The following is a 20649-nucleotide window of genomic DNA, read 5'->3' as shown; positions in this document are numbered from 1 at the left end:
TAATTCGGCACGCTACGCCCACCGCGCGGAGCACACAAGGCCGAGTCAGGCCTCGACGGATGCCCCGTGGTCGCCCAGCCATGCGAGCAGCACGGCCGCGTGGTTGACCTGCTCATCGCGAGCGCCGAACAGCAGGGTCACTCGCTTCTGCTCGCGGCCCGTGGCGAGGAGCGCTTCGGTGGCGGGGTTGGCATCGAGCTCGTCGCGATACCGCCCGGCGAACTCGTCGAAGCGCTCGCGGTTCTGATGCCACTCCGTGCGGAGCCCGGGGGAGGGGGCGACATCCTTGGCCCACTCGTCGAGCTCGGCGCGATCCTTGCGCACGCCGCGCGGCCACAGCCGATCGACGAGCACCCGGTAGCCGTCGGATGTATCGGGCGGCTCGTACACGCGCTTCATCGTGAAGCCCATGGTGGCCAGTCTGCCCGGGTTCCGTGACCCTGTCGAGGAGAGCGTGGCGACCTTTTGCGCGCCGACGACTCTGTGAAACAGTCGTCAGCCGGCAAAGGGTCGTGGCGGTGGCGTGGCGGGAGGCAGGGAAGCACGGCGGCCGCGTGGCATCCGCTCTGGTAGACTCTTCAGGTTGCCGTCAGAACGGCCGCGCATAAAGAGAGCCCAGGCATCAGGCCACGGGCAGCGCGCAACGAGAGAAAGGGGATCCCATCTATGGCACTTGAAGCTGATGTCAAGAAGGCGATCATCGAAGAGTACGCGACGCACCCCGGTGACACTGGATCCCCTGAGGTTCAGATCGCGCTCCTCACGAAGCGAATCAAAGACCTCACCGAGCACCTGAAGGAGCACAAGCACGACCACCACTCGCGTCGTGGCCTGCTCCTCCTCGTCGGTCAGCGTCGTCGTCTGCTCGGCTACCTCGCCGATGTGGACATCAACCGCTACCGCAAGCTCATCGAGCGTCTCGGTCTGCGCCGCTAAGCGCATTCTGCGCGGCTTTCGCTGATACCGCGAACTTCTTCGGAACGGGTCGTCGCCTTCGGGCGGCGGCCCGTTTTCGTTTCACGTTGATCAGCTCGCCCGCGCCCGGTAGGCGCGAACGGCCATGCGATTGCCGCAACGCGTGCTGCAGAACCGGCGCGAGGTGTTCTTCGAGAGGTCCACGTAGAGGCCCTCGCAATCATCGGCGTCGCACACGCGGAGCCGTTCCATCTGGTCGGCACGGATGACGTCGACGAGCGCCATGGCGGCCTCGACGAGAATCCTGCGGGCGAGCGGGGCTTCGGCCTCGGTCGCGTGGATGTGCCAGTCCGCACCGTCATGACGCACGAGGCGTGGGAGGGCGCGCGCCTCGGCGAGCAGTTCGTTGACCGAGACGGCCGCATCGTCGCGGTCCTGCAGCCAGATCGCTCGAAGTCGAGTGCGGGCGTCGCGCACCTCGGCAAGCTCGCGCTCGTCGCCGTCCCTGCGGCCCGAGTAGTCCCACGCGTCGAGCAGGGCGACGAGTTGCCCTGGTCTCGACAGCTCGTCTTCGCCCGAATCGGATGCCTCGGGCGACGTCTCGGTGAGGGCGGCGACGAAGCCGAGGGCCACCTCGGTGTCATGGGTGAAAATCATTTGACTCCTGACGCATCGTTCCACTACTGTCATGAGCATAACGGGTTTCGGGCATGACGGGAGCGTCCGACCCGGCTCGGCGCAACGACGGAAGGGCACCAGATGCACGGGTCACGCAGGATCGGGATCGGAATCCTGCTCGGGCTCGCGTCCGGCCTCGCCTTCGGAGCGGGCGGCGCGATCGTCAAGCCCCTGCTCGAGTCGGGATGGTCGCCAGGCGCGGCCGTGTTCTTCCGCATCACCGTCGCGGCTGCGCTGCTCGCCGTGCCGGGCCTCTTCGCGCTGCGATTCGACCTGCGGCCGCTCTGGCGCGCGAAGTGGACGGTGCTCATCTATTCCGTGATCGCCGTCGCCGGCGTTCAGCTCGCCTTCTACACTGCGATCGCCCGCATTCCCGTGAGCACCGCCCTGCTCATCGAGTACCTCGCCCCGGTCGCGCTCGTGGCCTTCGCCTGGGTCACCAGTCGTCGCGTCCCCCAGTTCGTCGTGCTCGCGGGGTCGGTCGTCGCGATCGCCGGTCTCGTGCTCGTGATCGGTCCGGCCGGTGGCGCCCTCGATCCCTTCGGCGTCGTGATCGCCGGAATCGCGATGATCGGCGTCGCCGTCTACTATCTGCTCGGCGAGCGCAGCGACACCGGCGTGCCTCCCATCGCCCTCGCAGCTGCCGGATGCGTGATCGGATGCCTCGTGCTCGGCGCCGCGGCGCTCACCGGACTCGTGCCCTTCGAAGCCGAGTTCACCGACATCGAGTTCTTCGGCGGTGTCGCCCCGTGGTGGGTGCCGGTGCTCATGGTCGGCGCGATCTCGACCGCGTTCGCCTACGCCGCCGGGATCCAGGCGATCCGCATGCTCGGCACCCGGCTCTCGTCCTTCCTCGGCCTCTCGGAGGTCGTCTTCGCCGCGATCGTCTCCTGGGTGCTCATCGGCGAGGCCATCGGGCCGGTGCAGGCGATCGGCGGGCTGCTCATCCTCGCGGGTATCGTGCTCGTGCGTCTCGAGCGCCGCACGCCCGACCAGCCGGCGCCCGCCCCCGATCTCGACCTCGTGCGGGTTCCGGGCACTGTCGGCGCCGGCGGCCCTCGGCAGGGCGACGTTCCGTAGCTCCCCGATCGAGGAGATCGGCGAAGGCGAGCACGCCGGGCAGACGGTGTGACCTGCGCGCGCGTCGGCGTGCGTCACAGCCGCACCGTCTGCCATAGCGTTGAGGCATGACGATTCGTGCTCCGCGTTCGAAGCCGTTGCTCGCGTGGGAGCCGTTCCCGTTCCTCGTGCTGCTGGTGTTGCTCCTCGCGACGACGGTCGTGCGGCCGGATGCCACGCCGTGGGCCTTCTGGCCCCTGGTCGCGCTGACAGCAGCCGCTGCGGTCCTGCTCATCAGGTCACTCGTGCGCAGCAGCCGCCCCGCGAACCCCGACCAATGGGGCGACCTCACGAGCCTCGAGGGGCTCACGCTCGTCGATGCGCCGCACGTCGACCGGAAGGTGCGCACCGTCGTGCCCGTCGCCGACGTCGAGCGGCACCAGCCGTCGATCGAGCTCGCCCGCCTCCACGGCGGTACCGAGCAGCAGGCCGTGCTCGTGCCGCGCGCGAGCCGCTGGCTCTCTCGCCGGTATCGCATCGGCGTGCAGCTCGTGGGCGGCAACCGCCCGCGGCACGCGGGGTTCCTCGGCAGCAGCGCCGAGGAGCGCTGGGTCGAGCTGCTCGACGGGTTCCGTGCCCGGGGCGAGTACGTGCGCGTGCCCGCCCTCGTGACGGGGGCGTCACGGCCCTACGGCGTCGAGCTCGACCTCAGCGGCCTGCCGCACCTCGAGGACGGCACGGCGACTGGGTGACGGATGCCGCGAGCCGGCGGCATCCGATCGCCGTCGGGCCTCGCGAGCGCATGGCGCCGACGCTCAGGCCTCTGCGCGCTCCGCGCCGGCCGCCTCGGCCTCTTGGCGTGCGAGATCGGAGCGCACCTCGTCCATGTCGAGTGCGCGCACTTGCGAGACGAGCTCGTCGAGCATCGGTCGGGGGAGTGCACCGGCCTGGGCGAACACGCCGATGCCGTCTTTGAAGGCCATGATCGTGGGAATCGACGTGATGTTCATCGCGGCTGCGAGCTGCTGCTGGTCTTCGGTGTCGACCTTCGCGAAGACGAGGTCGGGATTCGCCTCGGATGCGGCCTCGTAGTTCGGCGCGAACTGCATGCACGGGCCGCACCACCCGGCCCAGAAGTCGACGAATACCGTGCCCTCTTGGAGGATGGTCTTCTCGAAGGTGTCCAGAGTGAGTGCGACGGTAGCCATCGCTCCAGCCTAGGGTCCAGATCTGTCCGTCCGCCCGGTATTCGCTGTGAACGGCGTGCGCGCGCTTCAGGTGTCACGTGTACGGGGTCCGATATCGTGAACGCGTGGTCGCATTCGGAGGGGTGCTCGGGTCGTTCCGCCGCCGTGCCGCCACCGAGGCGAACGACGCCGCGGCCGCCGTCGCCGCCGACGAGGCGTTCCTCCTCGACGCGGCCATCCACGATGTCGACTGGCGTGCGTTCCCGCCCGGCACCGAGTTCAGTCGCTTCGAAGCCCCGAGCGGCCAGCTCGCCCGCGTCGCCCTCGGTCCATCCGACGCGCCACGAGTCGTGCTCGTGCCGGGCGCCACCGGGTCGAAAGAGGACTTCGTGCTCATGTTCCCGCTCTTCGCCGCGGCCGGTTTCCGGGTGGAGTCGTTCGACCTCGCAGGCCAGTACGAGTCGGCGCACGCCGGCCCGTGGAATCTCGATCCACCCCGCACGCGGTACGACGAGCGGCTCTTCCTCGACGACCTGCTCGCCGTGCTCGACGACGGCACCGGGCGCGCCCATGTGCTCGGCTACAGCTTCGCGGGCACGCTCGCCGAGCTCGCGCTGCTCGAACGGCCCGACCGCTTCGCGAGTCTCACGCTGCTGAGCGCACCACCCGAACCCGGCCAGGCCTTCCGCGGGGTCAAGCGCATCGGACCGATCAGCGCCTTCACGTCGCCGCGACAGGGCGCGGCCCTCATGCTGTGGGGCATCCGCAACAACCTCAACCGGGTGCCGGCCAGCCGGCTCTCCTTCGTACGCGAGCGCTTCGCACTCACGCGGCGCGACAGCGTCGACGACATCATCGCCCTCATGATGGACACTCCCGACCTCAGGGCCCGGATCGCCCTCGCAACCGTGCCGAAGCTCGTCGCCGTCGGTGAGCACGACTTGTGGCCGCGCGAGCTGCACGAGCGCTCAGCGCGCGAGCTCAACGCGACCCTCGCGGTGTATGCCACCGGTCACAGCCCGTGCGAGACGGCGCCGCACCAATTGGCGCGCGACATGCTCTCGCTCTTCGAGGCGAGCGGCAGCACGCCGTAACGCCTCACGCGCTCAGCGGGTGCTGGGTGTTCTCCTCTTGACCCGATGGGTCCGACCGGCCCGACGGTCGGCCCGTCGCTCGAGCGGCGGCCACTCGCGCCACTCCACCAGGATCGTGTGGAATGCCATGCGCAGGCGCCGGGCGAGCTGCGCGACGGTATCGAACGGCCGGGCTGAGACGCCCACGACGAGCCGGCGATCCCGCACGACCGTCATGCCCGGCTGGAGCCACCACGCCAGGTCGAGGTCGTCGTGCAGGTCGGCGCGATCGCGGTGCACGATGTCGCGCAGCTCCGCCCACGCATCCGCGCGGATCGCGTAGTTCGACCCGAACAGCGGCGGATGCCCGAGCAGCACGCCGATGACGGTGAAGTAGCCGCCGAGGTAGATGTTGCGGGCGATCCAGCGCACGACGGCACTGCCGCCATAGAACCGGCCCGAGTCCGTGACGGCCGTCGGCCGGTCGTCTTCCGCCATCCGCCGCTCGATCACGGCGATCCAGTCGGGCGCGGGCAGCGAGTCCGCGTCGAGCCGGGCGAGGAGGTCGCCGGATGCCGCGTCGAAGCCCGCAGCCGTCGCGGGCCAGATGCCCCGCAACGGCTCGTGGACGAGCCGGGCGCCCGCGGCACCGGCGACGGCGGCCGTGGCATCCGTCGATCCGTTGTCGACCACGATGACCTCGTCGGCGGGGCGGGTCTGCCGGGCGAGCGCTTCGAGGCACGAGGCGAGGAAGCCCGCGTCGTTGTAACTCGGAACGATGACCGAAATGGTGCCCATCACGGCGAGTCTAGCCACGAGTCGACGGCGCTACGCACGAATCCTGCGTCGTGACGCGCCGAGACGGTGGGAGGTCTGTCGCTCGCGCCGACCTTGCCCTTAGGCTCTGGCAATGTCGGGCGTCAACATGGACGACGCCCAGAGTGGAAGGAAGACGATGTACCCATCTAAACCACTTTCCAAGCGTGCCAGAGCCGTCGCGATCGCGACGGCTGCGGCATTCACGATCGCCCTCATTCCCGCCGGGGCGGCCTTCGCCGCACCGGCCGCGAAGTGCGACAACCGCATGAACAACACCGTGGCGAAGCTGCTCCAGTGTGTCGACGCCGACGGCGTGGTCGAACACCTCGACGCTCTGCAGGCGATCGCCGACGCGAACGACGGCACTCGTGCGGCTGGGCTGCCCGGCTACGAGGCGAGCGTCGACTACGTCGTCGAGACGCTCGAAGCTGCCGGGTGGAACGTGTCGATCGACGAGTTCCCGTTCACCTTCGTGGGGCCGTCCGAGCTCGAACAGCTCACCCCGGTCAACGCGACCTACCCGACCGGGCCGTTCACGGGCACCGGCTATGGTGAGCTCGTCGGCACGGTGATTCCCGTCGACATCAACCTCGAGGGCGACCGGTCGACTACGAGCGGCTGCGAGGCAGCCGACTTCACCGGGCTCGACTTCTCGGGCACGGCAGACATCGCCCTCATCCAGCGTGGCTTCTGCAACTTCTCGGTCAAGGCGCTCAATGCAGAGGCAGCCGGCGCCGAGGCAGTGGTCATCTTCAACCAAGGCAACACTCCCGACCGCGAGGGTCTGGTCACCGGAACGCTCGGCGGCAACGACATCGTCGCGATCCCCGTGGTCGGCGCGAGCTTCGCGCAGGGTGTAGCACTCTCCACGGCCGGGTCCACGGCACGCGTCATGGTGCCGCAGCCCGAGTCGCGTCCACAGAAGAACGTCATCGCGGAGCTTCCCGGCGTGAACGACGAGAACGTCGTGATGGCCGGCGCGCACCTCGACTCGGTGCAGGCCGGTCCGGGCATCCAAGACAACGGCACTGGTTCGGGGTCCCTTCTCGAGATCGCCGAGCAGCTGGCGAAGGTCAAGCCGCAGAACACCGTGCGCCTCGCATGGTGGGGTGCCGAGGAGAGCGGCCTCATCGGATCGCGTGAGTACGTCGCCGAGCTGAGCCAGGAGGAACGCGACCGCATCGCGCTCTACCTGAACTTCGACATGGTGGCATCGCCGAACTTCATCTACATGGTGTACGACGGCGACGAGTCGGGCTTCGAGGCCCCGGTGGTCGTGCCCGAGGGATCGGTGCAGATCGAGGACCTGTTCGAGAGCTACTTCACGAGCGTGGGCCTGCCGTACGACGACGCCGAGTTCAGCGGCCGCAGCGACTACCAGGCGTTCATCAACGCCGGCATCCCCGCCGGCGGCCTGTTCACCGGCGCCGAGGTCGTGAAGAGCCCCGAGCAGCAGGCGATCTGGGGCGGCATCGCCGGTGAGTCGTTCGACCAGTGCTACCACCAGGCGTGCGACACGATCGACAACGTCAACCTCGAAGCGCTCGATGTGAACGTCGACGCGATCGCGCTCGCCGTGCTCGCGTACGCGTACTCGACGGAATCCGTCAACGGCGTGCCGGGCGTGCCCGTGCCCGACGGTCTCGTGCTCCCGGCGCCCGCCGGACCCGAGATGACGTGGAGTGCTGGCGGCGGCGGTCTCGAACACGACCACGACCACGAGCCGACCGACCTCGACTGAGTCGGCCTGATCGGAAGCGGGGCGGGGGTGCCGGAGACGGCGCCCCCGCCCTCCGTATTCTGGGCGTATGCAGACGATCGTCAAGCGACGCGACGACGCCCCCGAGGGCTTCTTCGAAGCCGAGGCGGCCGGCTTGGGCTGGCTCGCCGCGGCCGGCGGTGCGCGCACGGTCTCTGTCGTGGCGGTCTCACCCGGCCGGATCGAACTCGAGCGGGTCGAACAGTCAGCTCCGAACCATACGGCCGCGGGGGCGTTCGGTGCGGCCCTCGCCCGGACGCATGCAGCTGGGGCGGCCGCGTTCGGCGCACCGCCCGACGGATGGACCGGGCCGCTCTTCATCGGCCGTCGCCGGTTGCCCGCGGCAGAGGAACCCACGTGGGGCGCCTTCTACGCGCGCGACCGCGTGCTGCCCTATCTCGAGATCGCCGAGGAGGCCGGGAACACGACCGCCGCGGAGGGTCGGCTCGTCCGGCGGGCGGCCGAGGCGATCGCGGCCGGCGCGTTCGACGACGACGACCCGCCTGCCCGGGTCCACGGCGACCTCTGGAACGGCAACGTGCTGTGGTCGGCCGACGGCGTCGTGCTCATCGACCCCGCGGCGCATGGCGGCCACCGGGAGACCGACCTCGCGATGCTCGCGCTGTTCGGCTGCCCGTTCCTCGGCGACGTGCTCGCGGCGTACGACCGTGCCTCGCCGCTCCGGCCGGGATGGCGTGAGCGCGTTCCGCTCCATCAGCTGCATCCGCTCGCGGTGCACGCGGCCGGACACGGTCGCGGGTACGGCGTCGCACTCGCGGAGGCCGCCGAGGCGGTGCTGGGACTGGCGTGACGGATGCGGGAATAGCTCGGGCGAGACATCCGTTCGGATAATTACATGCAAATGCATGAAACAAGAACCAGAGCCCAGGAGGGCGAGATGCAGTTCGGAATCTTCACCGTCAGCGACATCACCCAAGACCCCACGACGGGTCGAACTCCGACCGAGAATGAGCGCATCAAGGCGACCCTGGCCATCGCGAAGCACGCGGAGGAGGTCGGGCTCGATGTCTTCGCCCTCGGCGAGCACCACAATCCGCCGTTCTGGTCCTCGTCGCCGACGACGACGCTCGCCTACATCGCCGCGCAGACCTCGACCCTGCAGCTGTCGACCGCGACGACCCTGATCACGACCAACGACCCGGTGAAGATCGCCGAGGACTTCGCGATGCTGCAGCACGTCGCCGACGGTCGCGTCGACCTCATGCTCGGCCGTGGCAACACCGGCCCGGTCTACCCGTGGTTCGGCAAGGACATTCGCCAGGGCATCAACCTCGCGCTCGAGAACTACGGCCTCCTGCACCGCTTGTGGCGTGAGGACTTCGTCGACTGGGAAGGCCAGTTCCGCACGCCGCTCCAGGGCTTCCAGTCGACGCCGCGCCCGCTCGACGACGTGCCGCCGTTCGTCTGGCACGGCTCGATCCGCAGCCCCGAGATCGCCGAGCAGGCCGCCTACTACGGCGACGGGTTCTTCGCGAACCACATCTTCTGGCCGGCCTCGCACACGCAGCGCATGATCGCCCTCTACCGCCAGCGCTTCGAGCACTACGAGCACGGCACCGCCGAGCAGGCGATCGTCGGACTCGGCGGACAGGTGTTCATGCGGAGGAACTCGCAAGACGCGGTGCGGGAGTTCCGCCCGTACTTCGACAACGCGCCGGTGTACGGGCACGGGCCGAGCCTCGAGGAGTTCACCTCGCAGACCCCGCTCACGGTCGGCAGCCCGCAGGAGGTCATCGACAAGACGCTCGGCTTCCGCGACTACGTGGGCGATTACCAGCGCCAGCTCTTCCTCATGGATCACGCCGGCCTCCCGCTGAAGACCGTGCTCGAGCAGCTCGACCTGCTCGGCGAGGAGGTCGTGCCGGTGCTGCGCCGCGAATTCGCGAAGGATCGGCCCGCCACGGTTCCGGATGCCCCGACCCACGCCTCGCTCGTCGCCCGCAGGGCGAGCGACCAGCAGAGTGCCCGCAGGGCGAGCGACCAGCAGAGTGCCCGCAGGGCGAGCGACCAGCAGAGTGCGGCGCGCAACGCCGCCGCATCGGTCGCCGCCGCAGCGCCCAAGGGTGCCGCGTTCGGCGCCGCAGCCGTGAAGGGGGCATGACCATGACCACGCGAACGATCGCCGTCGTCTCGGCCGGGCTCAGCCAGCCCTCATCCACGCGCATGCTCGCCGACAAGCTCGCAGACGCCACGGTCTCGAAGCTCGCCGCCCAAGACGTCGAGGCGATCGTCGAGACCTTCGAGCTCCGCGACGTCGCCACCGACATCACGAACCACCTGTTGACGGGCTTCCCGAGTCCGAGGCTCGAGGCGGTCATCGACGCGGTCACGGGGGCCGACGGGCTCATCGCCGTCTCGCCGATCTTCACGACGAGCTACTCGGGCCTCTTCAAGTCGTTCTTCGACGTCGTCGGCTCCGATACCCTCGTCGACCTCCCGGTCGTCATCGGGGCGACCGCCGGCACGCCGCGCCACTCGCTCGCGCTCGACTACGCACTGCGTCCGATGTTCACGTACCTGCATGCGGTCGTGGCGCCGACCGGCGTCTTCGCCGCGACGGGGGACTGGGGTGACTCGGCCGACAGCGTGAAGACGCTGCCCAACCGCATCGACCGCGCGGCCCGCGAACTCGCGGCGCTCGTCGCCGCGAGCGACCGCTCGTCGACGGTGCGCGATCCGTTCGCGCTCGAGCGCCCTTTCGGCCACCTCATCGGCGGCCTCGCGGGGGAGTGACGGCCGGTCGGCTACCGGCCCTCTCGAGAAGTGGCCTCCGGCTCGTCGTCGGGGCTCGCCCGCCTTCGGGCGTCGAGTCCCGAGACGACCCGGTCGACGAGGAGGCCGAGAATGATCGCGATGGGGATGGAGACGACCACGGCGAGAAGCGGGTTCTCGGGGAGCGCGGTTCCCACGACCGCCCCGATGGTGACGTTGTAGCCCGCCCACGCGACACCGGCCGCGAGGGAGAGCGGCAGGTATCGTCGCAGCGGCACGCGACCCGCGCCGGCCGCGATGTTCACCGCGATCCTCGCGAACGGCACGTACCTGGCGGTGAACACGAGCACCGCGGTTCGACGATGCACGCCGAGCGTGGCACGCTCGATCGCCCCGGCCACTCGCCCCCGGCGTTGCCAGCGCCAGCGGTCGACGCCGATGCGGCGGCCCATGAGGTAGCAGAGCCCGTCGCCGACGACCGCACCGGCCGCGGCGACCGCGATCGTGGCGCCGACCGCCGGATCGCCCGTGGTCGCGGCCAGCGCACCCAGCGCGACGACGGCGGTCTCACTCGGCAGCACGACGAGGAACGCGTCGCCCACGACGAGCGCGAACAGCGCCGGAAGCAGCCACGGCGAGGCCGCGAGACCGATGATCCAGGCAGCATCCACCCGGCAGTTCTAGCGGACCCGGGTGAACAGCCGGCGACGCGCCGGCATACCGCGCGCCGCGCGGCGGCTCAGTCGTCGAGCACGAAGCTGACCTCGAGCGTCACCGACCACCCGGTGATCTTGCCCTCCTTCGCCTCGACCTTCTGTTCCTTGACCCACGCTCCGCTGACGTGGCGCAGCGTCTGCGACGCACGGGCGACGCCCGCCGCGACGGCGTCTTCGAAGCTCGTATCGGATCGGACGGTGATGGTGGTGACACGTGCGACGGATGACATGGCATTCCTCCTCGAATGAAACGTGCATGCGTACGTCCCCCATCATCCGCCCGACCGTCGCGGAAAGCGAGGGAACTTTGCCCACGGCATCCGCCGGCGGTCGCCCGCTGACGCGTCGTCGACGGGCGGGCGAACGGCAACCGACGGCTCGGTGAACCCTCGGCGCTCACGCCCGAATCGGCGAGCGGCGATCCCGTCGTGCGCTCACGCTGGAAGCGTGAAGGTCGTCCTCCTCGCAGAATCGTTCCTCCCGCACATGAACGGGGTGACGCACTCGCTGCTGCAGGCGCTGCGCCATCTCGAGCGACGCGGCCACGAGGCCCTCGTCATCGCGCCGCGCTCCGGCCCGATCGACGAGCCCCTCTACGGTGCCAGCACCGTGCTCCTGCCGTCGATGCCGTTGCCGAGCTATCCCGACGTGCGCGTCACCCTCGCGAGCGTGCCTCGGCTCGCGTCGGTCATCCGCGACTTCGGCGCCGACGTCATGCACCTCGCGTCGCCGTTCGTGCTCGGCTGGCGCGGGCTCGCCGCGGCCGAGGCGGTGGGCATCCCCACGGTCGCGGTGTACCAGACCGACATCCCCTCGTACGCCGAACGGTACGGCGTGCCGGGCGCAGCCCCGGCGCTGAACCGGCATCTCGGGCGCCTGCACCGCAGGGCGACGCTCACGCTCGCGCCGTCGTCGTCGGCGCTCGATCGCCTCGGCGGTCTCGGCGTCGACCGCTTGCGACTGTGGCGCCGCGGCGTCGACACCGAACGCTTCGCACCGTCGCGCCGAAGCGAGGCCTGGCGACGCGATGTCGCACCCGGTGGAGAGGTCATCGTCGGCTACGTCGGCCGACTGGCCGCCGAGAAGCAAGTGGAAGACCTGCGGGCGATAGCCGACCTCGACGGCACTCGCCTCGTCATCATCGGCGACGGTCCGTCGAGGCCGGCACTCGAGCGGATGCTGCCCGGCGCGCGCTTCACGGGATTCCTCGGAGGGGATGCGCTCGCCGAGGCCATGGCGAGCATCGACGTCTTCGTGCACCCGGGGGAGAGCGAGACGTTCTGCCAGACGATCCAGGAGGCGCTCGCGAGCGGTGTCCCGGTCGTCGCCACCGGGCGCGGTGGGCCCCTCGACCTCGTGCAGAGCAGCGTGAACGGATGGCTCTACCGGCCGGGCGACCTCGAAGAGCTCCGCGAGCGGGTGCGGGATCTGACCGGTGACGATGCGAAGCGCCGGGCGTTCGGCGTCGAAGCCCGGCGTGCCGTTGCCGGACGGGGCTGGGACCGGCTCGGCGACGAGCTCATCGGCCACTACGGCGAGGCGAGGCTGCTGCACTCGGCCGGCCGGACGGACGGCCGCTCGGCCGTCGTACCGGTCGAACGTCCGTCCGGCCCGAAGGCCACGGCGACCCCGGTCACGGCGAGCGAACTGGCGCAACGTGGCGGAGCGGCATCCGTACCGATCGCTGCGCCGCGCTGGCGCCGGTATGTGGCCGTCGGCGACTCGCTCACCGAGGGACTGTGCGACACGTCGCGGATGCAGGAGGGGGAGTTCCGCGGCTGGGCCGACCGGCTCGCGATGCTGCTCGCGCTCTCGAGCCCGGCCGAGCGCGTGGACTATGCCAACCTCGCGGTGCGAAGCCGCAAGGTCGCCGATGTCGTCGATCGCCAGTTGCCGATCGCGGCGGCGCTCGGCGCCGATCTCGTGACGGTGCTCGTCGGTGGCAACGACCTCGTCGGGCGCCGTGCCGATGCCCGTCGCCTCGCCGATCGACTCGGCTCCGGCATCAAGGCGCTGCGGGCGTCGGGGTGCGACGTGCTCGTCGTCACCGCGTTCATGCCGCGGCGGCCGGCCGCCAGACTCTTCGAGGCACGATTCGCGGCGTTCAACACGCGGCTTCGTGAGCTCGTACACGAGCACGGTGCGATGCTGCTCGACGTCGACGCTCTTCCCGAGCTCGTCGAGCGCCCGCGCTGGTCTGAGGACCGCGTGCACCTGAACGCCGCGGGGCATCGGGGGCTCGCCTATGCCGCGGCACGCGTGCTCGGAGTGCCCGACGCGGTCGAGCTCGGCGCCCTCGAACTCGCGATGCACGATGCCGACGAGTCACCGGCGCAAGAGCTCGGCGATCTCGAATGGTTGCGCCGCCATGCCGTGCCATGGGCGCTCCGGCGGCTGGCCGGGCGCACGGCGGGCGATGGGAGATCGCCAAAGCGCGAGACGCTCACGCCGGTCGCGGTTCAGGCGAGGCCGAGCACGCGCTCGCGGCGCGGGCCTGTGTCGCGTTGATCCGGGTCGCGGTGAGCGGTATCGCGGTGAGCCGTGTCGCGCTGAGCCGGCCGCTCAGCCGCTCTTGCGGCGGAACTCGCGCTGCTTCTCGGCGGGGCCGTGAGTGTTCTGCACCGCTGAGCCACCGTCGAGGTGCGATTCGCCGGACCGCTTCTCGGCCGCCTTCTTCTTGCGATCGAGGGCCTCGCGGAACTTGCGCTTCGTCTCCTCGGAGGCGCCGGTGTTGGTCTGCTCGTCGGAAGTCATGCCTTCGAGTCTGCCATGGAATTCCTGCTCGAGCCGCTCCACGGATGTCGGGGCCGCGACATCCGCGTCCCGGCTCGACCCGGCGGGAATACCCCGCTCTGCTAGAGTTGGAGCGGTCACCCGATGGGTTGCCGTCGTCTGAGGTGCCGCGAAGCGGTGCCGCATCCGCTCGGATGCAGGCGCACAACTGAATATCGAGCACCGACGGAGCAGGCCGGCAGGAAGCTGGTCCCCTGTGGTGGATCACCAACCGACGCGGATGGTGGACTTCTACTGGTGGCCAGCGTGAGCGCATCGACCTGATGTTTTTCGTACTGCCTGTTCCCTGCTCCTGAGTATGAGTCGCGCCCACACGGGGAGCGACGTAAAACAAAGGAGAAGACCTCTTGGAAGGTCCTGAAATCACGTTCGCCGAAGCCGTCATCGACAATGGCAAGTTCGGCACCCGCACGATCCGCTTCGAGACCGGCCGTCTCGCCCAGCAGGCGCAGGGTTCCGCCGCTGCATACATCGACGAAGAGACCATGCTGCTCTCGGCCACCTCGGTCTCGAAGCAGCCGAAGGAGCACTTCGACTTCTTCCCGCTCACGATCGACGTCGAAGAGCGCATGTACGCCGCGGGTCGCATCCCGGGCTCGTTCTTCCGTCGTGAGGGCCGCCCCTCGACTGAGGCGATCCTCACCTGCCGCCTGATCGACCGACCCCTGCGCCCCTCGTTCGTCGAGGGCCTCCGCAACGAGGTGCAGGTCGTCGTCACGGTGCTCGCCATCGAGCCCGACGAGTTCTACGACGTGCTCGCCATCAACGCGGCGTCCCTCTCGACGCAGCTCTCGGGACTGCCCTTCTCCGGCCCGGTCGGCGGCGTTCGCGTCGCGCTGATCGACGGCCAGTGGGTCGCGTTCCCGAAGTACTCGCAGATCGAAGACGCCGTGTTCAGCATGGTCGTCGCCGGTCGCGTGGTCACCGAGGCCGATGGCTCGCAGGATGTCGCCATCATGATGATCGAGGCCGAGGCCACCGACAACGCCTGGAACCTCATCCAGGCCGGTGCGGTCAAGCCCGATGAGGGCGTCATCGCCCAGGGCATCGAGGCGTCGAAGCCGTTCATCAAGCAGCTCGTCGAGGCGCAGCAGAGTGTCGCGGCCACCGCGGCCAAGCCGACCGCCGACTACCCGACGTTCCCGCCCTACCAGGCCGGCACGAAGGAGGTCGTCGAGGCGATCGCGCTCGAGGAGCTCAAGGGCATCTACCAGATCGCCGGCAAGACCGAGCGTCAAGACGCCGACGACGCGCTGAAGTCGCGCGTCAAGGCCGAGGTCGCCGCCAAGGTCGCGAACGGCGAGCTGCCCGAGTCGGCAAACGACGAGGTCTCCGCCGCCTACAAGTCGGTCACCAAGCACGTCGTGCGCTCGCGGGTCCTCGAAGAGGGCGTGCGCATCGATGGTCGCGGACTCGCCGACATCCGCCCGCTCGACGCTGAGGTGCAGGTCGTGCCGCGCGTGCACGGTTCGGCGATCTTCCAGCGTGGAGAGACGCAGATCCTCGGCGTGACGACGCTCAACATGCTGAAGCTCGAGCAGCAGATCGACTCGCTGAGCCCGGTCACGAAGAAGCGCTACATGCACAACTACAACTTCCCGCCGTACTCGACGGGTGAGACGGGTCGTGTCGGTTCGCCGAAGCGTCGTGAGATCGGGCACGGCGCACTCGCCGAGCGCGCGCTCATGCCCGTGCTTCCCACGCGCGAGGAGTTCCCCTACGCGATCCGCCAGGTCTCGGAGGCGCTCGGCTCCAACGGCTCCACGTCGATGGGTTCGGTCTGCGCTTCGACCCTGTCGCTCCTCAACGCCGGTGTGCCGCTGCGCGCCCCGGTCGCGGGCATCGCGATGGGCCTCATCTCCGACACCGTGAACGGTGAGACCCGCTACGCGGCGCTCACCGACATCCTCGGTGCCGAAGACGCGCTCGGCGACATGGACTTCAAGGTCGCGGGCACTGCGGAGTTCGTCACGGCGATCCAGCTCGACACGAAGCTCGACGGCATCCCGGCATCCGTGCTGGCCGGCGCGCTCACGCAGGCGAAGGACGCCCGCACGACGATCCTCGCCGTGCTGAACGCCGCGATCGACGGCCCCGACGAGATGGCCGCCACGGCTCCTCGCGTGATCTCGGTGCAGATCCCCGTCGACAAGATCGGCGAGTTGATCGGCCCGAAGGGCAAGACGATCAACGCGATCCAAGACGAGACCGGCGCCGACATCTCGATCGAGGAGGACGGCACCGTCTACATCGGCGCGACCGACGGCCCCTCGGCCGAGGCCGCCCGTGCCCAGGTCAACGCGATCGCCAACCCGACCAACCCCGAGGTCGGCGAGCAGTTCCTCGGCACCGTCGTGAAGATCGCCGCCTTCGGCGCGTTCGTCTCGCTGCTGCCCGGAAAAGACGGCCTGCTGCACATCTCTGAGGTGCGCAAGCTCGCCGGTGGCAAGCGCGTCGAGAACGTCGAAGACGTGCTCGGCGTCGGCCAGAAGATCCTCGTCGAGATCACGAAGATCGACGACCGCGGAAAGCTCTCGCTCGCCCCGGTGGTGGCCGAAGACGCCGACACCGACGGCCGCGGCGCCGAGGCCGAGCACGCGCTCGACCCCGCCGAGGGCGTCGACGCGTAGTCGAATCGTTCACAACGGATGCCCGCCCTGCTTCGGCAGGGCGGGCATCCGTCGTTTCGAGGCGGCATCGTGCCGGCCATCACCTACATCAGGCCGTAGGTCGAGGAACGGTATGTCGCATCGCGCTCGGCCAGGGCCGCCTCGGCGGTGGCCCGCGCCTCGATGCGCCGCAGGAGGTGGTCGCGGTCAGTGCGGCGCGTGGCGCGCTGGAGTCCCCAGCTCGCCAGGCTGAGACCGCCGCGCACGGCCCAGCCGGCGAGTATTCCGGCGCGGGGGGAGAGGAGCGCGGTGTTCATCGTCATCCCTTCGGTGTGTCTTCGGTCGGTTCCCCGCGTACGAGCGGGAATGCGTTGATCTGGATCTGCACCGGGCGCGAACCCGGGGTCGGGGTCTTCTTGTAGGCGTCGAGGTACTTCGCGAGCACGACGTCGATGTCGGTGATGAGCCCGTGCAGCTGGTCAGGAGTGAGGCGCAGGTTGATCGTGTCGCTCGTGGCGATGTCGAGCCAGTCGGTGCCGAACACCTGGTCGCCCTCTGAGAGGAACTCCCGGAAGTTCCGGTCGCGCGATCGGTACGACTCATCCTCGACAAGCCTCACTGCGAGGCGATCGGCGCTGCCGGGCGGCAGCGAGCGGGCGTCGGGGATCGCGATGGAGCCCGGGGTGCGCTCCCACCACCGTTCGCGACCCTTTCCACGGGTCGTGTCCTCACGCACGAGGCCGGTGCGTTCGAGTTGCCGCAGGTGGTAGCTCGTCGCCCCACTCGACTCGCCGAGGCGCTCGGCGAGACCGCTCGCGGTCAGCGGGCCGTAGGCCGACAGCTCGTCGTAGATGCGCACCCGCAGTGGGTGGGCGAGGGATTTCAGGCTCGCGCTCGGGATCACGTGGTCGACGCCGGGATGGCGCGTGCTGCTCGGCTGTGCCTCGAGGTCGTCGGAGTTCGTCATGATGCAAAGATACCGCTGCAAAGGAAGCGTTGCAAGGGAATCGTTGCAAAAAAAGATTTGCAACTTGGGGATGCCGCCCCACGATCCCGCGACGCGCGGTCAGCGCTCGAGCAGCGGGCCCAGGCGATACGGGATGAGCTCGCCCATCGCGAGCGAGGTCTCGGTGCGCTCGACGCCGTCGATCGCGAGGATCTCGCCGTCGATGCGGAACAGGTCGTGCGCGTCGCGGCAGACCACGCGAACGAGCAGGTCGATCGACCCGCTGAGCCCGTGCGCCTGGATCACCTCGGGAATGCGGGCGATGTCGTCGACGACTTCTCTCAGCCGCTTCTGGCGCACGTGCACCGAGATGAACGCCTCGAGCGGGAAGCCGAGCGGCGCCGGGTCGATGCTGCGCTCGAACGAGAGGAATGCGCCGGATGACTCGAGCCGCGACATCCGCGCCTGCACCGTGTTCCGCGACAGGCCGAGCCGGTCGGCCAGTGCCACGACGGTTGCCCGCGGGTCGGCGGAGAGCGCCGCGAGGAGCGCCCGGTCGACCGCGTCGTAATCGCTCATGTTGCCACACGATAGCACTGACATCGGGGGTACGTCTTGGCAATCTGCTCAATCTGTGAGCTGATGCTTGAGCTGTGTGATCGGCGGACGTACCATCGGAATAACCGGCAGAGTCGCCGGGTGCGGGCAGCCCACGAAGCGAGCCCGCCGACAGCGAGGATCGACGATGAACCCATCCGACCGAGACGCAACCGGGCTCCTCACGCGGCCCGACGAATTCGTGCAGCTCGTCACTTCCACCGGTGAGCGCCGGGCCGACGCCGACTTCGACCCGTGGGTGAGCGACGTCGACACCGCGGCCCTCGGTCGGCTCTACCGCGACATGGCCATCGTGCGACGCCTCGACACCGAGGCCACCGCGCTCCAACGCCAGGGCGAACTCGGTCTCTGGCCGCCCCTCGCCGGCCAGGAGGCCGCCCAGATCGGCTCTGCGCGCGCGATGCGCGACGACGACTTCGCCTTCACGAGCTATCGCGAGCACGGCGTCGCGTGGTGTCGCGGCGTCGGCCCCGCCGAACTGCTCACCGTCTGGCGCGGCTCAGCGGCATCCGGCTGGAACCCGTTCGAGCACGGCATCGCGGTGCCGCAGATCATCATCGGCGCGCAGGCGCTGCACGCCACGGGCTACGCCATGGGCGCCGCCTGGGAGGGGTCGGATGCCGCGACCGTCGCGTACTTCGGCGACGGCGCCACGAGCGAGGGCGACGTCAACGAGGCGTTCGTCTTCGCTGCGAGCTTCGATGCCCCGGTGGTCTTCTTCTGCCAGAACAACCACTGGGCGATCTCCGAGCCTGTCGGACTCCAGTCGAAGCAGCACCTTGCGCGACGCGCCGACGGGTTCGGCATGCCCGGCATCCGCGTCGACGGCAACGACGTGCTCGCCGTGCTCGCCGCAACCCGGATCGCACTCGATCGCGCCCGTCACGGCAAGGGCCCGACGCTCATCGAGGCGGTCACCTACCGCATGGGGCCTCACACCACCGCCGACGATCCCAAGCGCTACCGCACCGACGACGAGCTCGCCGACTGGCGCGCCCGCGATCCGCTCACGCGCGTGCTCGCACTGCTCGCGACGACGGGCTTCGACACCGAGGCGCTCGAGCGCGACGTCGCGGAGGAGGCGGCGCAGGCGGCGGCCGAGTTGCGGGCAGCCGTCACCACCATTCCCGATCCCGAGCCGATGAGCGTGTTCGACCACGTGTACGCCGAGCCGAACAGCCACCTCGCCCGCCAGCGCGACCACTACGCACGCTACCTCGCGATGTTCGAGGACGCAGACGACACCGAGAGAGGTGCCCGATGACGACGCTCACCCTCGGCAAGGCCATCAACGAGGGCCTTCGCCGCGCCCTCGCCGGCGAAGACAAGGTCGTGCTCCTCGGCGAGGACATCGGCACGCTCGGCGGCGTTTTCCGGGTGACCGACGGGCTGAAGGCGGAGTTCGGCGAGCACCGCGTCGTCGACACGCCGCTCTCGGAGGCCGGGATCGTCGGCACCGCGGTGGGGCTCGCGTACCGCGGCTTCCGGCCCGTCGTCGAGATCCAGTTCGACGGCTTCGTCTATCCGGGCTTCGACCAGCTCGTGGCCCAGGTGGCGAAGCTCCACTACCGCTCCCGCGGCAACGTGCGGATGCCGATCACGATCCGCATGCCGTTCGGCGGCGGCATCGGCGCGGCCGAGCACCACTCCGAGTCGCCCGAGGCGTACTTCGCGCACACCGCCGGACTCCGGGTCGTGGCGTGCTCCAACCCCGCCGACGCCTACGTCATGATCCAGCAGGCGATCGCGAGCGACGATCCCGTGATCTTCCTCGAGCCGAAGCGCCGCTACCACGTGAAGGGCGAGGTCGACGAGACGGCGAGCCTCGCCGACGCGAAGCCCATGGGGGTCGCCTCGGTCGTGGCATCCGGCTCCGAGGTCACACTCGTGACCTACGGCGCCCTCGTGCAGACCGCGCGCGACGCCGCGGTGGCCGCCGCGGAGGACGGTGTGTCGATCGAGGTCATCGACCTGCGGTCGATCTCCCCGGTCGACTACGCCACCATCGAGGCATCCGTCAGGCGCACGGGGCGTCTCGTGATCACGCATGAGGCCGGCCAGCAGGGCGGGGTCGGCGCCGAGCTCGTCGCGTCGATCACGGAGCGCTGCTTCGAGTTCCTCGAGGCGGCACCGGTTCGGGTCACCGGCCACGACATCCCGTATCCGCCGGCGAAGCTCGAGCGACACCACCTGCCAGACCTCGACCGCATCCTCGACGGCGTCGATCGCGCGCTCGGGCGACCGAACTCGCTGAGCGGGGTGGAGGCGTGACCGACATGATCCGCGAATTCCCACTGCCCGACCTCGGCGAGGGGCTCACCGAATCGGAGATCGTCGCATGGCGCGTCGCGGTCGGAGACCATGTCGAGCTCAACCAGATCATCGCCGACATCGAGACGGCGAAGGCGGTCGTCGAGCTGCCGTCGCCGTACACCGGCGTCATCACCGCTCTGCACGCCGCTGAGGGTGAGACGGTGAACGTCGGCGAGCCGCTGTTCTCGTGCGACACCGGTGAGGGTGCCTCGGTGGGAGCGCAGGTCGAGGCGGCAGCCGTGGCCGAGCCGGTCGGAAGCGCGCCCGCCACCGAGACCGCGGCCGCTGCGACCGAACCCGCGCCCGAACGGGATGCCGCGCCCGGCCCCAATCTCGTCGGCTATGGCGCCCGCGACGAGGGTGGTCCGAAACGCCGCGTCCGTCGCGCGGCGCTCGCCGCCGACCTCGTGCCGCCGATGCCGGCCGCCTCC

At 69.6% G+C, this 20649-nt stretch carries 23 protein-coding genes; 13 read left to right on the top strand and 10 right to left on the bottom strand.

Annotated elements, in window-relative coordinates; translation table 11 throughout:
* Nucleotides 1–45 precede the first annotated feature (45 nt).
* Nucleotides 46–411, bottom strand: coding sequence for a DUF488 domain-containing protein (locus ESP51_RS17760; RefSeq protein WP_129522227.1), 366 nt, complete (start codon nucleotides 409–411; stop codon nucleotides 46–48).
* Between the two features lie 255 nt (nucleotides 412–666).
* On the opposite strand from ESP51_RS17760, the gene rpsO reads away from it, so the two are divergent.
* On the top strand, nucleotides 667–936 hold the full coding sequence (gene rpsO / locus ESP51_RS17755) for a 30S ribosomal protein S15 (protein WP_056658110.1): 270 nt from the start codon (nucleotides 667–669) through the stop codon (nucleotides 934–936).
* Nucleotides 937–1026: 90 nt separating this feature from the next.
* On the opposite strand, the gene ESP51_RS17750 is transcribed toward rpsO, so the two are convergent.
* Nucleotides 1027–1572: a CGNR zinc finger domain-containing protein gene (locus ESP51_RS17750; protein ID WP_129522226.1), complete on the bottom strand. Its 546-nt coding sequence runs from the start codon at nucleotides 1570–1572 to the stop codon at nucleotides 1027–1029.
* A gap of 102 nt (nucleotides 1573–1674) precedes the next feature.
* Between ESP51_RS17750 and ESP51_RS17745 the strand changes: the two genes are divergently transcribed.
* Nucleotides 1675–2673, top strand: a complete 999-nt coding sequence (locus tag ESP51_RS17745; RefSeq protein WP_129522225.1) for an EamA family transporter — start codon at nucleotides 1675–1677, stop codon at nucleotides 2671–2673.
* A 107-nt stretch (nucleotides 2674–2780) separates the two neighbouring features.
* Nucleotides 2781–3404: a hypothetical protein gene (locus ESP51_RS17740; RefSeq protein ID WP_129522224.1), complete on the top strand. Its 624-nt coding sequence runs from the start codon at nucleotides 2781–2783 to the stop codon at nucleotides 3402–3404.
* A gap of 63 nt (nucleotides 3405–3467) precedes the next feature.
* On the opposite strand, the gene ESP51_RS17735 is transcribed toward ESP51_RS17740, so the two are convergent.
* Nucleotides 3468–3860, bottom strand: a complete 393-nt coding sequence (locus tag ESP51_RS17735; RefSeq protein ID WP_129522223.1) for a thioredoxin family protein — start codon at nucleotides 3858–3860, stop codon at nucleotides 3468–3470.
* A gap of 104 nt (nucleotides 3861–3964) precedes the next feature.
* Between ESP51_RS17735 and ESP51_RS17730 the strand changes: the two genes are divergently transcribed.
* Nucleotides 3965–4933, top strand: a complete 969-nt coding sequence (locus ESP51_RS17730) for an alpha/beta fold hydrolase (RefSeq protein WP_422386862.1) — start codon at nucleotides 3965–3967, stop codon at nucleotides 4931–4933.
* A 12-nt stretch (nucleotides 4934–4945) separates the two neighbouring features.
* Here ESP51_RS17730 and ESP51_RS17725 read toward each other — a convergent pair whose 3' ends face one another.
* The gene (locus ESP51_RS17725) at nucleotides 4946–5710 is read right to left on the bottom strand and encodes a glycosyltransferase family 2 protein (RefSeq protein ID WP_129522222.1); all 765 of its coding nucleotides are present in this window, start codon (nucleotides 5708–5710) and stop codon (nucleotides 4946–4948) included.
* A gap of 112 nt (nucleotides 5711–5822) precedes the next feature.
* On the opposite strand from ESP51_RS17725, the gene ESP51_RS17720 reads away from it, so the two are divergent.
* The 4 genes from ESP51_RS17720 (at nucleotide 5823) to ESP51_RS17705 (ending at nucleotide 10244) form a co-directional block, all read left to right on the top strand.
* Nucleotides 5823–7472, top strand: a complete 1650-nt coding sequence (locus tag ESP51_RS17720) for a M28 family metallopeptidase (protein ID WP_241843242.1) — start codon at nucleotides 5823–5825, stop codon at nucleotides 7470–7472.
* Between the two features lie 67 nt (nucleotides 7473–7539).
* Complete coding sequence (locus tag ESP51_RS17715; protein ID WP_129522221.1) at nucleotides 7540–8301, top strand: fructosamine kinase family protein; 762 nt, start codon at nucleotides 7540–7542, stop codon at nucleotides 8299–8301.
* An 87-nt stretch (nucleotides 8302–8388) separates the two neighbouring features.
* A complete protein-coding gene (locus tag ESP51_RS17710) occupies nucleotides 8389–9612 on the top strand; it encodes an LLM class flavin-dependent oxidoreductase (protein ID WP_129522220.1) in 1224 nt (407 codons plus the stop codon).
* A 2-nt stretch (nucleotides 9613–9614) separates the two neighbouring features.
* Complete coding sequence (locus tag ESP51_RS17705; protein WP_129522219.1) at nucleotides 9615–10244, top strand: FMN reductase; 630 nt, start codon at nucleotides 9615–9617, stop codon at nucleotides 10242–10244.
* 11 nt (nucleotides 10245–10255) lie between these two features.
* On the opposite strand, the gene ESP51_RS17700 is transcribed toward ESP51_RS17705, so the two are convergent.
* Complete coding sequence (locus ESP51_RS17700) at nucleotides 10256–10894, bottom strand: DedA family protein (RefSeq protein WP_129522218.1); 639 nt, start codon at nucleotides 10892–10894, stop codon at nucleotides 10256–10258.
* Nucleotides 10895–10962: 68 nt separating this feature from the next.
* Entirely contained in the window at nucleotides 10963–11169 is a 207-nt protein-coding gene (locus ESP51_RS17695; RefSeq protein WP_129522217.1) for a dodecin family protein, read from the bottom strand.
* Between the two features lie 217 nt (nucleotides 11170–11386).
* Between ESP51_RS17695 and ESP51_RS17690 the strand changes: the two genes are divergently transcribed.
* The gene (locus tag ESP51_RS17690; RefSeq protein ID WP_129522216.1) at nucleotides 11387–13447 is read left to right on the top strand and encodes a glycosyltransferase; all 2061 of its coding nucleotides are present in this window, start codon (nucleotides 11387–11389) and stop codon (nucleotides 13445–13447) included.
* Between the two features lie 54 nt (nucleotides 13448–13501).
* On the opposite strand, the gene ESP51_RS17685 is transcribed toward ESP51_RS17690, so the two are convergent.
* The gene (locus ESP51_RS17685; protein WP_129522215.1) at nucleotides 13502–13693 is read right to left on the bottom strand and encodes a DUF5302 domain-containing protein; all 192 of its coding nucleotides are present in this window, start codon (nucleotides 13691–13693) and stop codon (nucleotides 13502–13504) included.
* A 386-nt stretch (nucleotides 13694–14079) separates the two neighbouring features.
* Here ESP51_RS17685 and ESP51_RS17680 point away from each other — a divergent pair, with 386 nt between their 5' ends.
* On the top strand, nucleotides 14080–16362 hold the full coding sequence (locus ESP51_RS17680; RefSeq protein WP_129522214.1) for a polyribonucleotide nucleotidyltransferase: 2283 nt from the start codon (nucleotides 14080–14082) through the stop codon (nucleotides 16360–16362).
* 83 nt (nucleotides 16363–16445) lie between these two features.
* Here the strand turns inward: ESP51_RS17680 and ESP51_RS17675 are convergent, their stop codons facing one another.
* The 3 genes from ESP51_RS17675 to ESP51_RS17665 all read right to left on the bottom strand — a co-directional run bounded on the left by ESP51_RS17675 (nucleotide 16446) and on the right by ESP51_RS17665 (nucleotide 17866).
* Nucleotides 16446–16664 (bottom strand): hypothetical protein, encoded by a 219-nt coding sequence (locus tag ESP51_RS17675; protein ID WP_129522213.1) that lies wholly within the window; start codon nucleotides 16662–16664, stop codon nucleotides 16446–16448.
* Nucleotides 16661–17308, bottom strand: coding sequence for an ArsR/SmtB family transcription factor (locus ESP51_RS17670; RefSeq protein ID WP_129522212.1), 648 nt, complete (start codon nucleotides 17306–17308; stop codon nucleotides 16661–16663). Before ESP51_RS17670 ends, ESP51_RS17675 begins: the two co-directional genes overlap by 4 nt.
* A gap of 99 nt (nucleotides 17309–17407) precedes the next feature.
* Nucleotides 17408–17866 carry an Lrp/AsnC family transcriptional regulator gene (locus ESP51_RS17665; RefSeq protein WP_129522211.1) on the bottom strand — a complete coding sequence of 153 codons (459 nt, stop codon included), beginning with the start codon at nucleotides 17864–17866 and terminating at the stop codon, nucleotides 17408–17410.
* A gap of 166 nt (nucleotides 17867–18032) precedes the next feature.
* Here ESP51_RS17665 and pdhA point away from each other — a divergent pair, with 166 nt between their 5' ends.
* The 3 genes from pdhA to ESP51_RS17650 all read left to right on the top strand — a co-directional run.
* Complete coding sequence (gene pdhA / locus ESP51_RS17660) at nucleotides 18033–19169, top strand: pyruvate dehydrogenase (acetyl-transferring) E1 component subunit alpha (RefSeq protein WP_129522210.1); 1137 nt, start codon at nucleotides 18033–18035, stop codon at nucleotides 19167–19169.
* Complete coding sequence (locus ESP51_RS17655) at nucleotides 19166–20176, top strand: alpha-ketoacid dehydrogenase subunit beta (RefSeq protein WP_129522209.1); 1011 nt, start codon at nucleotides 19166–19168, stop codon at nucleotides 20174–20176. Before pdhA ends, ESP51_RS17655 begins: the two co-directional genes overlap by 4 nt.
* A 5-nt stretch (nucleotides 20177–20181) precedes the next feature.
* Nucleotides 20182–20649: biotin/lipoyl-containing protein (locus ESP51_RS17650; protein ID WP_338420355.1), on the top strand; the 468-nt coding region annotated here is incomplete at its 3' end.

The sequence above is a fragment of the Agromyces albus genome (assembly GCF_004134825.1).
GTDB lineage: Bacteria > Actinomycetota > Actinomycetes > Actinomycetales > Microbacteriaceae > Agromyces > Agromyces albus.
Note: the sequence above shows the minus strand (reverse complement) of the source record. Positions and strands in the feature narration are given on the sequence as shown.

Coding starts and splice junctions, on each gene's coding strand:
- ESP51_RS17750 (WP_129522226.1), bottom strand. CDS start 1,572: ATGATTTTCACCCATGACACCGAGGTGGCCCTCGGCTTCGTCGCCGCC.
- pdhA (WP_129522210.1), top strand. CDS start 18,033: ATGAACCCATCCGACCGAGACGCAACCGGGCTCCTCACGCGGCCCGAC.
- ESP51_RS17670 (WP_129522212.1), bottom strand. CDS start 17,308: ATGACGAACTCCGACGACCTCGAGGCACAGCCGAGCAGCACGCGCCAT.
- ESP51_RS17735 (WP_129522223.1), bottom strand. CDS start 3,860: ATGGCTACCGTCGCACTCACTCTGGACACCTTCGAGAAGACCATCCTC.
- ESP51_RS17695 (WP_129522217.1), bottom strand. CDS start 11,169: ATGTCATCCGTCGCACGTGTCACCACCATCACCGTCCGATCCGATACG.
- ESP51_RS17760 (WP_129522227.1), bottom strand. CDS start 411: ATGGGCTTCACGATGAAGCGCGTGTACGAGCCGCCCGATACATCCGAC.
- ESP51_RS17710 (WP_129522220.1), top strand. CDS start 8,389: ATGCAGTTCGGAATCTTCACCGTCAGCGACATCACCCAAGACCCCACG.
- ESP51_RS17665 (WP_129522211.1), bottom strand. CDS start 17,866: ATGAGCGATTACGACGCGGTCGACCGGGCGCTCCTCGCGGCGCTCTCC.
- ESP51_RS17675 (WP_129522213.1), bottom strand. CDS start 16,664: ATGACGATGAACACCGCGCTCCTCTCCCCCCGCGCCGGAATACTCGCC.
- rpsO (WP_056658110.1), top strand. CDS start 667: ATGGCACTTGAAGCTGATGTCAAGAAGGCGATCATCGAAGAGTACGCG.
- ESP51_RS17745 (WP_129522225.1), top strand. CDS start 1,675: ATGCACGGGTCACGCAGGATCGGGATCGGAATCCTGCTCGGGCTCGCG.
- ESP51_RS17655 (WP_129522209.1), top strand. CDS start 19,166: ATGACGACGCTCACCCTCGGCAAGGCCATCAACGAGGGCCTTCGCCGC.
- ESP51_RS17705 (WP_129522219.1), top strand. CDS start 9,615: ATGACCACGCGAACGATCGCCGTCGTCTCGGCCGGGCTCAGCCAGCCC.
- ESP51_RS17720 (WP_241843242.1), top strand. CDS start 5,823: ATGTCGGGCGTCAACATGGACGACGCCCAGAGTGGAAGGAAGACGATG.
- ESP51_RS17685 (WP_129522215.1), bottom strand. CDS start 13,693: ATGACTTCCGACGAGCAGACCAACACCGGCGCCTCCGAGGAGACGAAG.
- ESP51_RS17725 (WP_129522222.1), bottom strand. CDS start 5,710: ATGGGCACCATTTCGGTCATCGTTCCGAGTTACAACGACGCGGGCTTC.
- ESP51_RS17715 (WP_129522221.1), top strand. CDS start 7,540: ATGCAGACGATCGTCAAGCGACGCGACGACGCCCCCGAGGGCTTCTTC.
- ESP51_RS17740 (WP_129522224.1), top strand. CDS start 2,781: ATGACGATTCGTGCTCCGCGTTCGAAGCCGTTGCTCGCGTGGGAGCCG.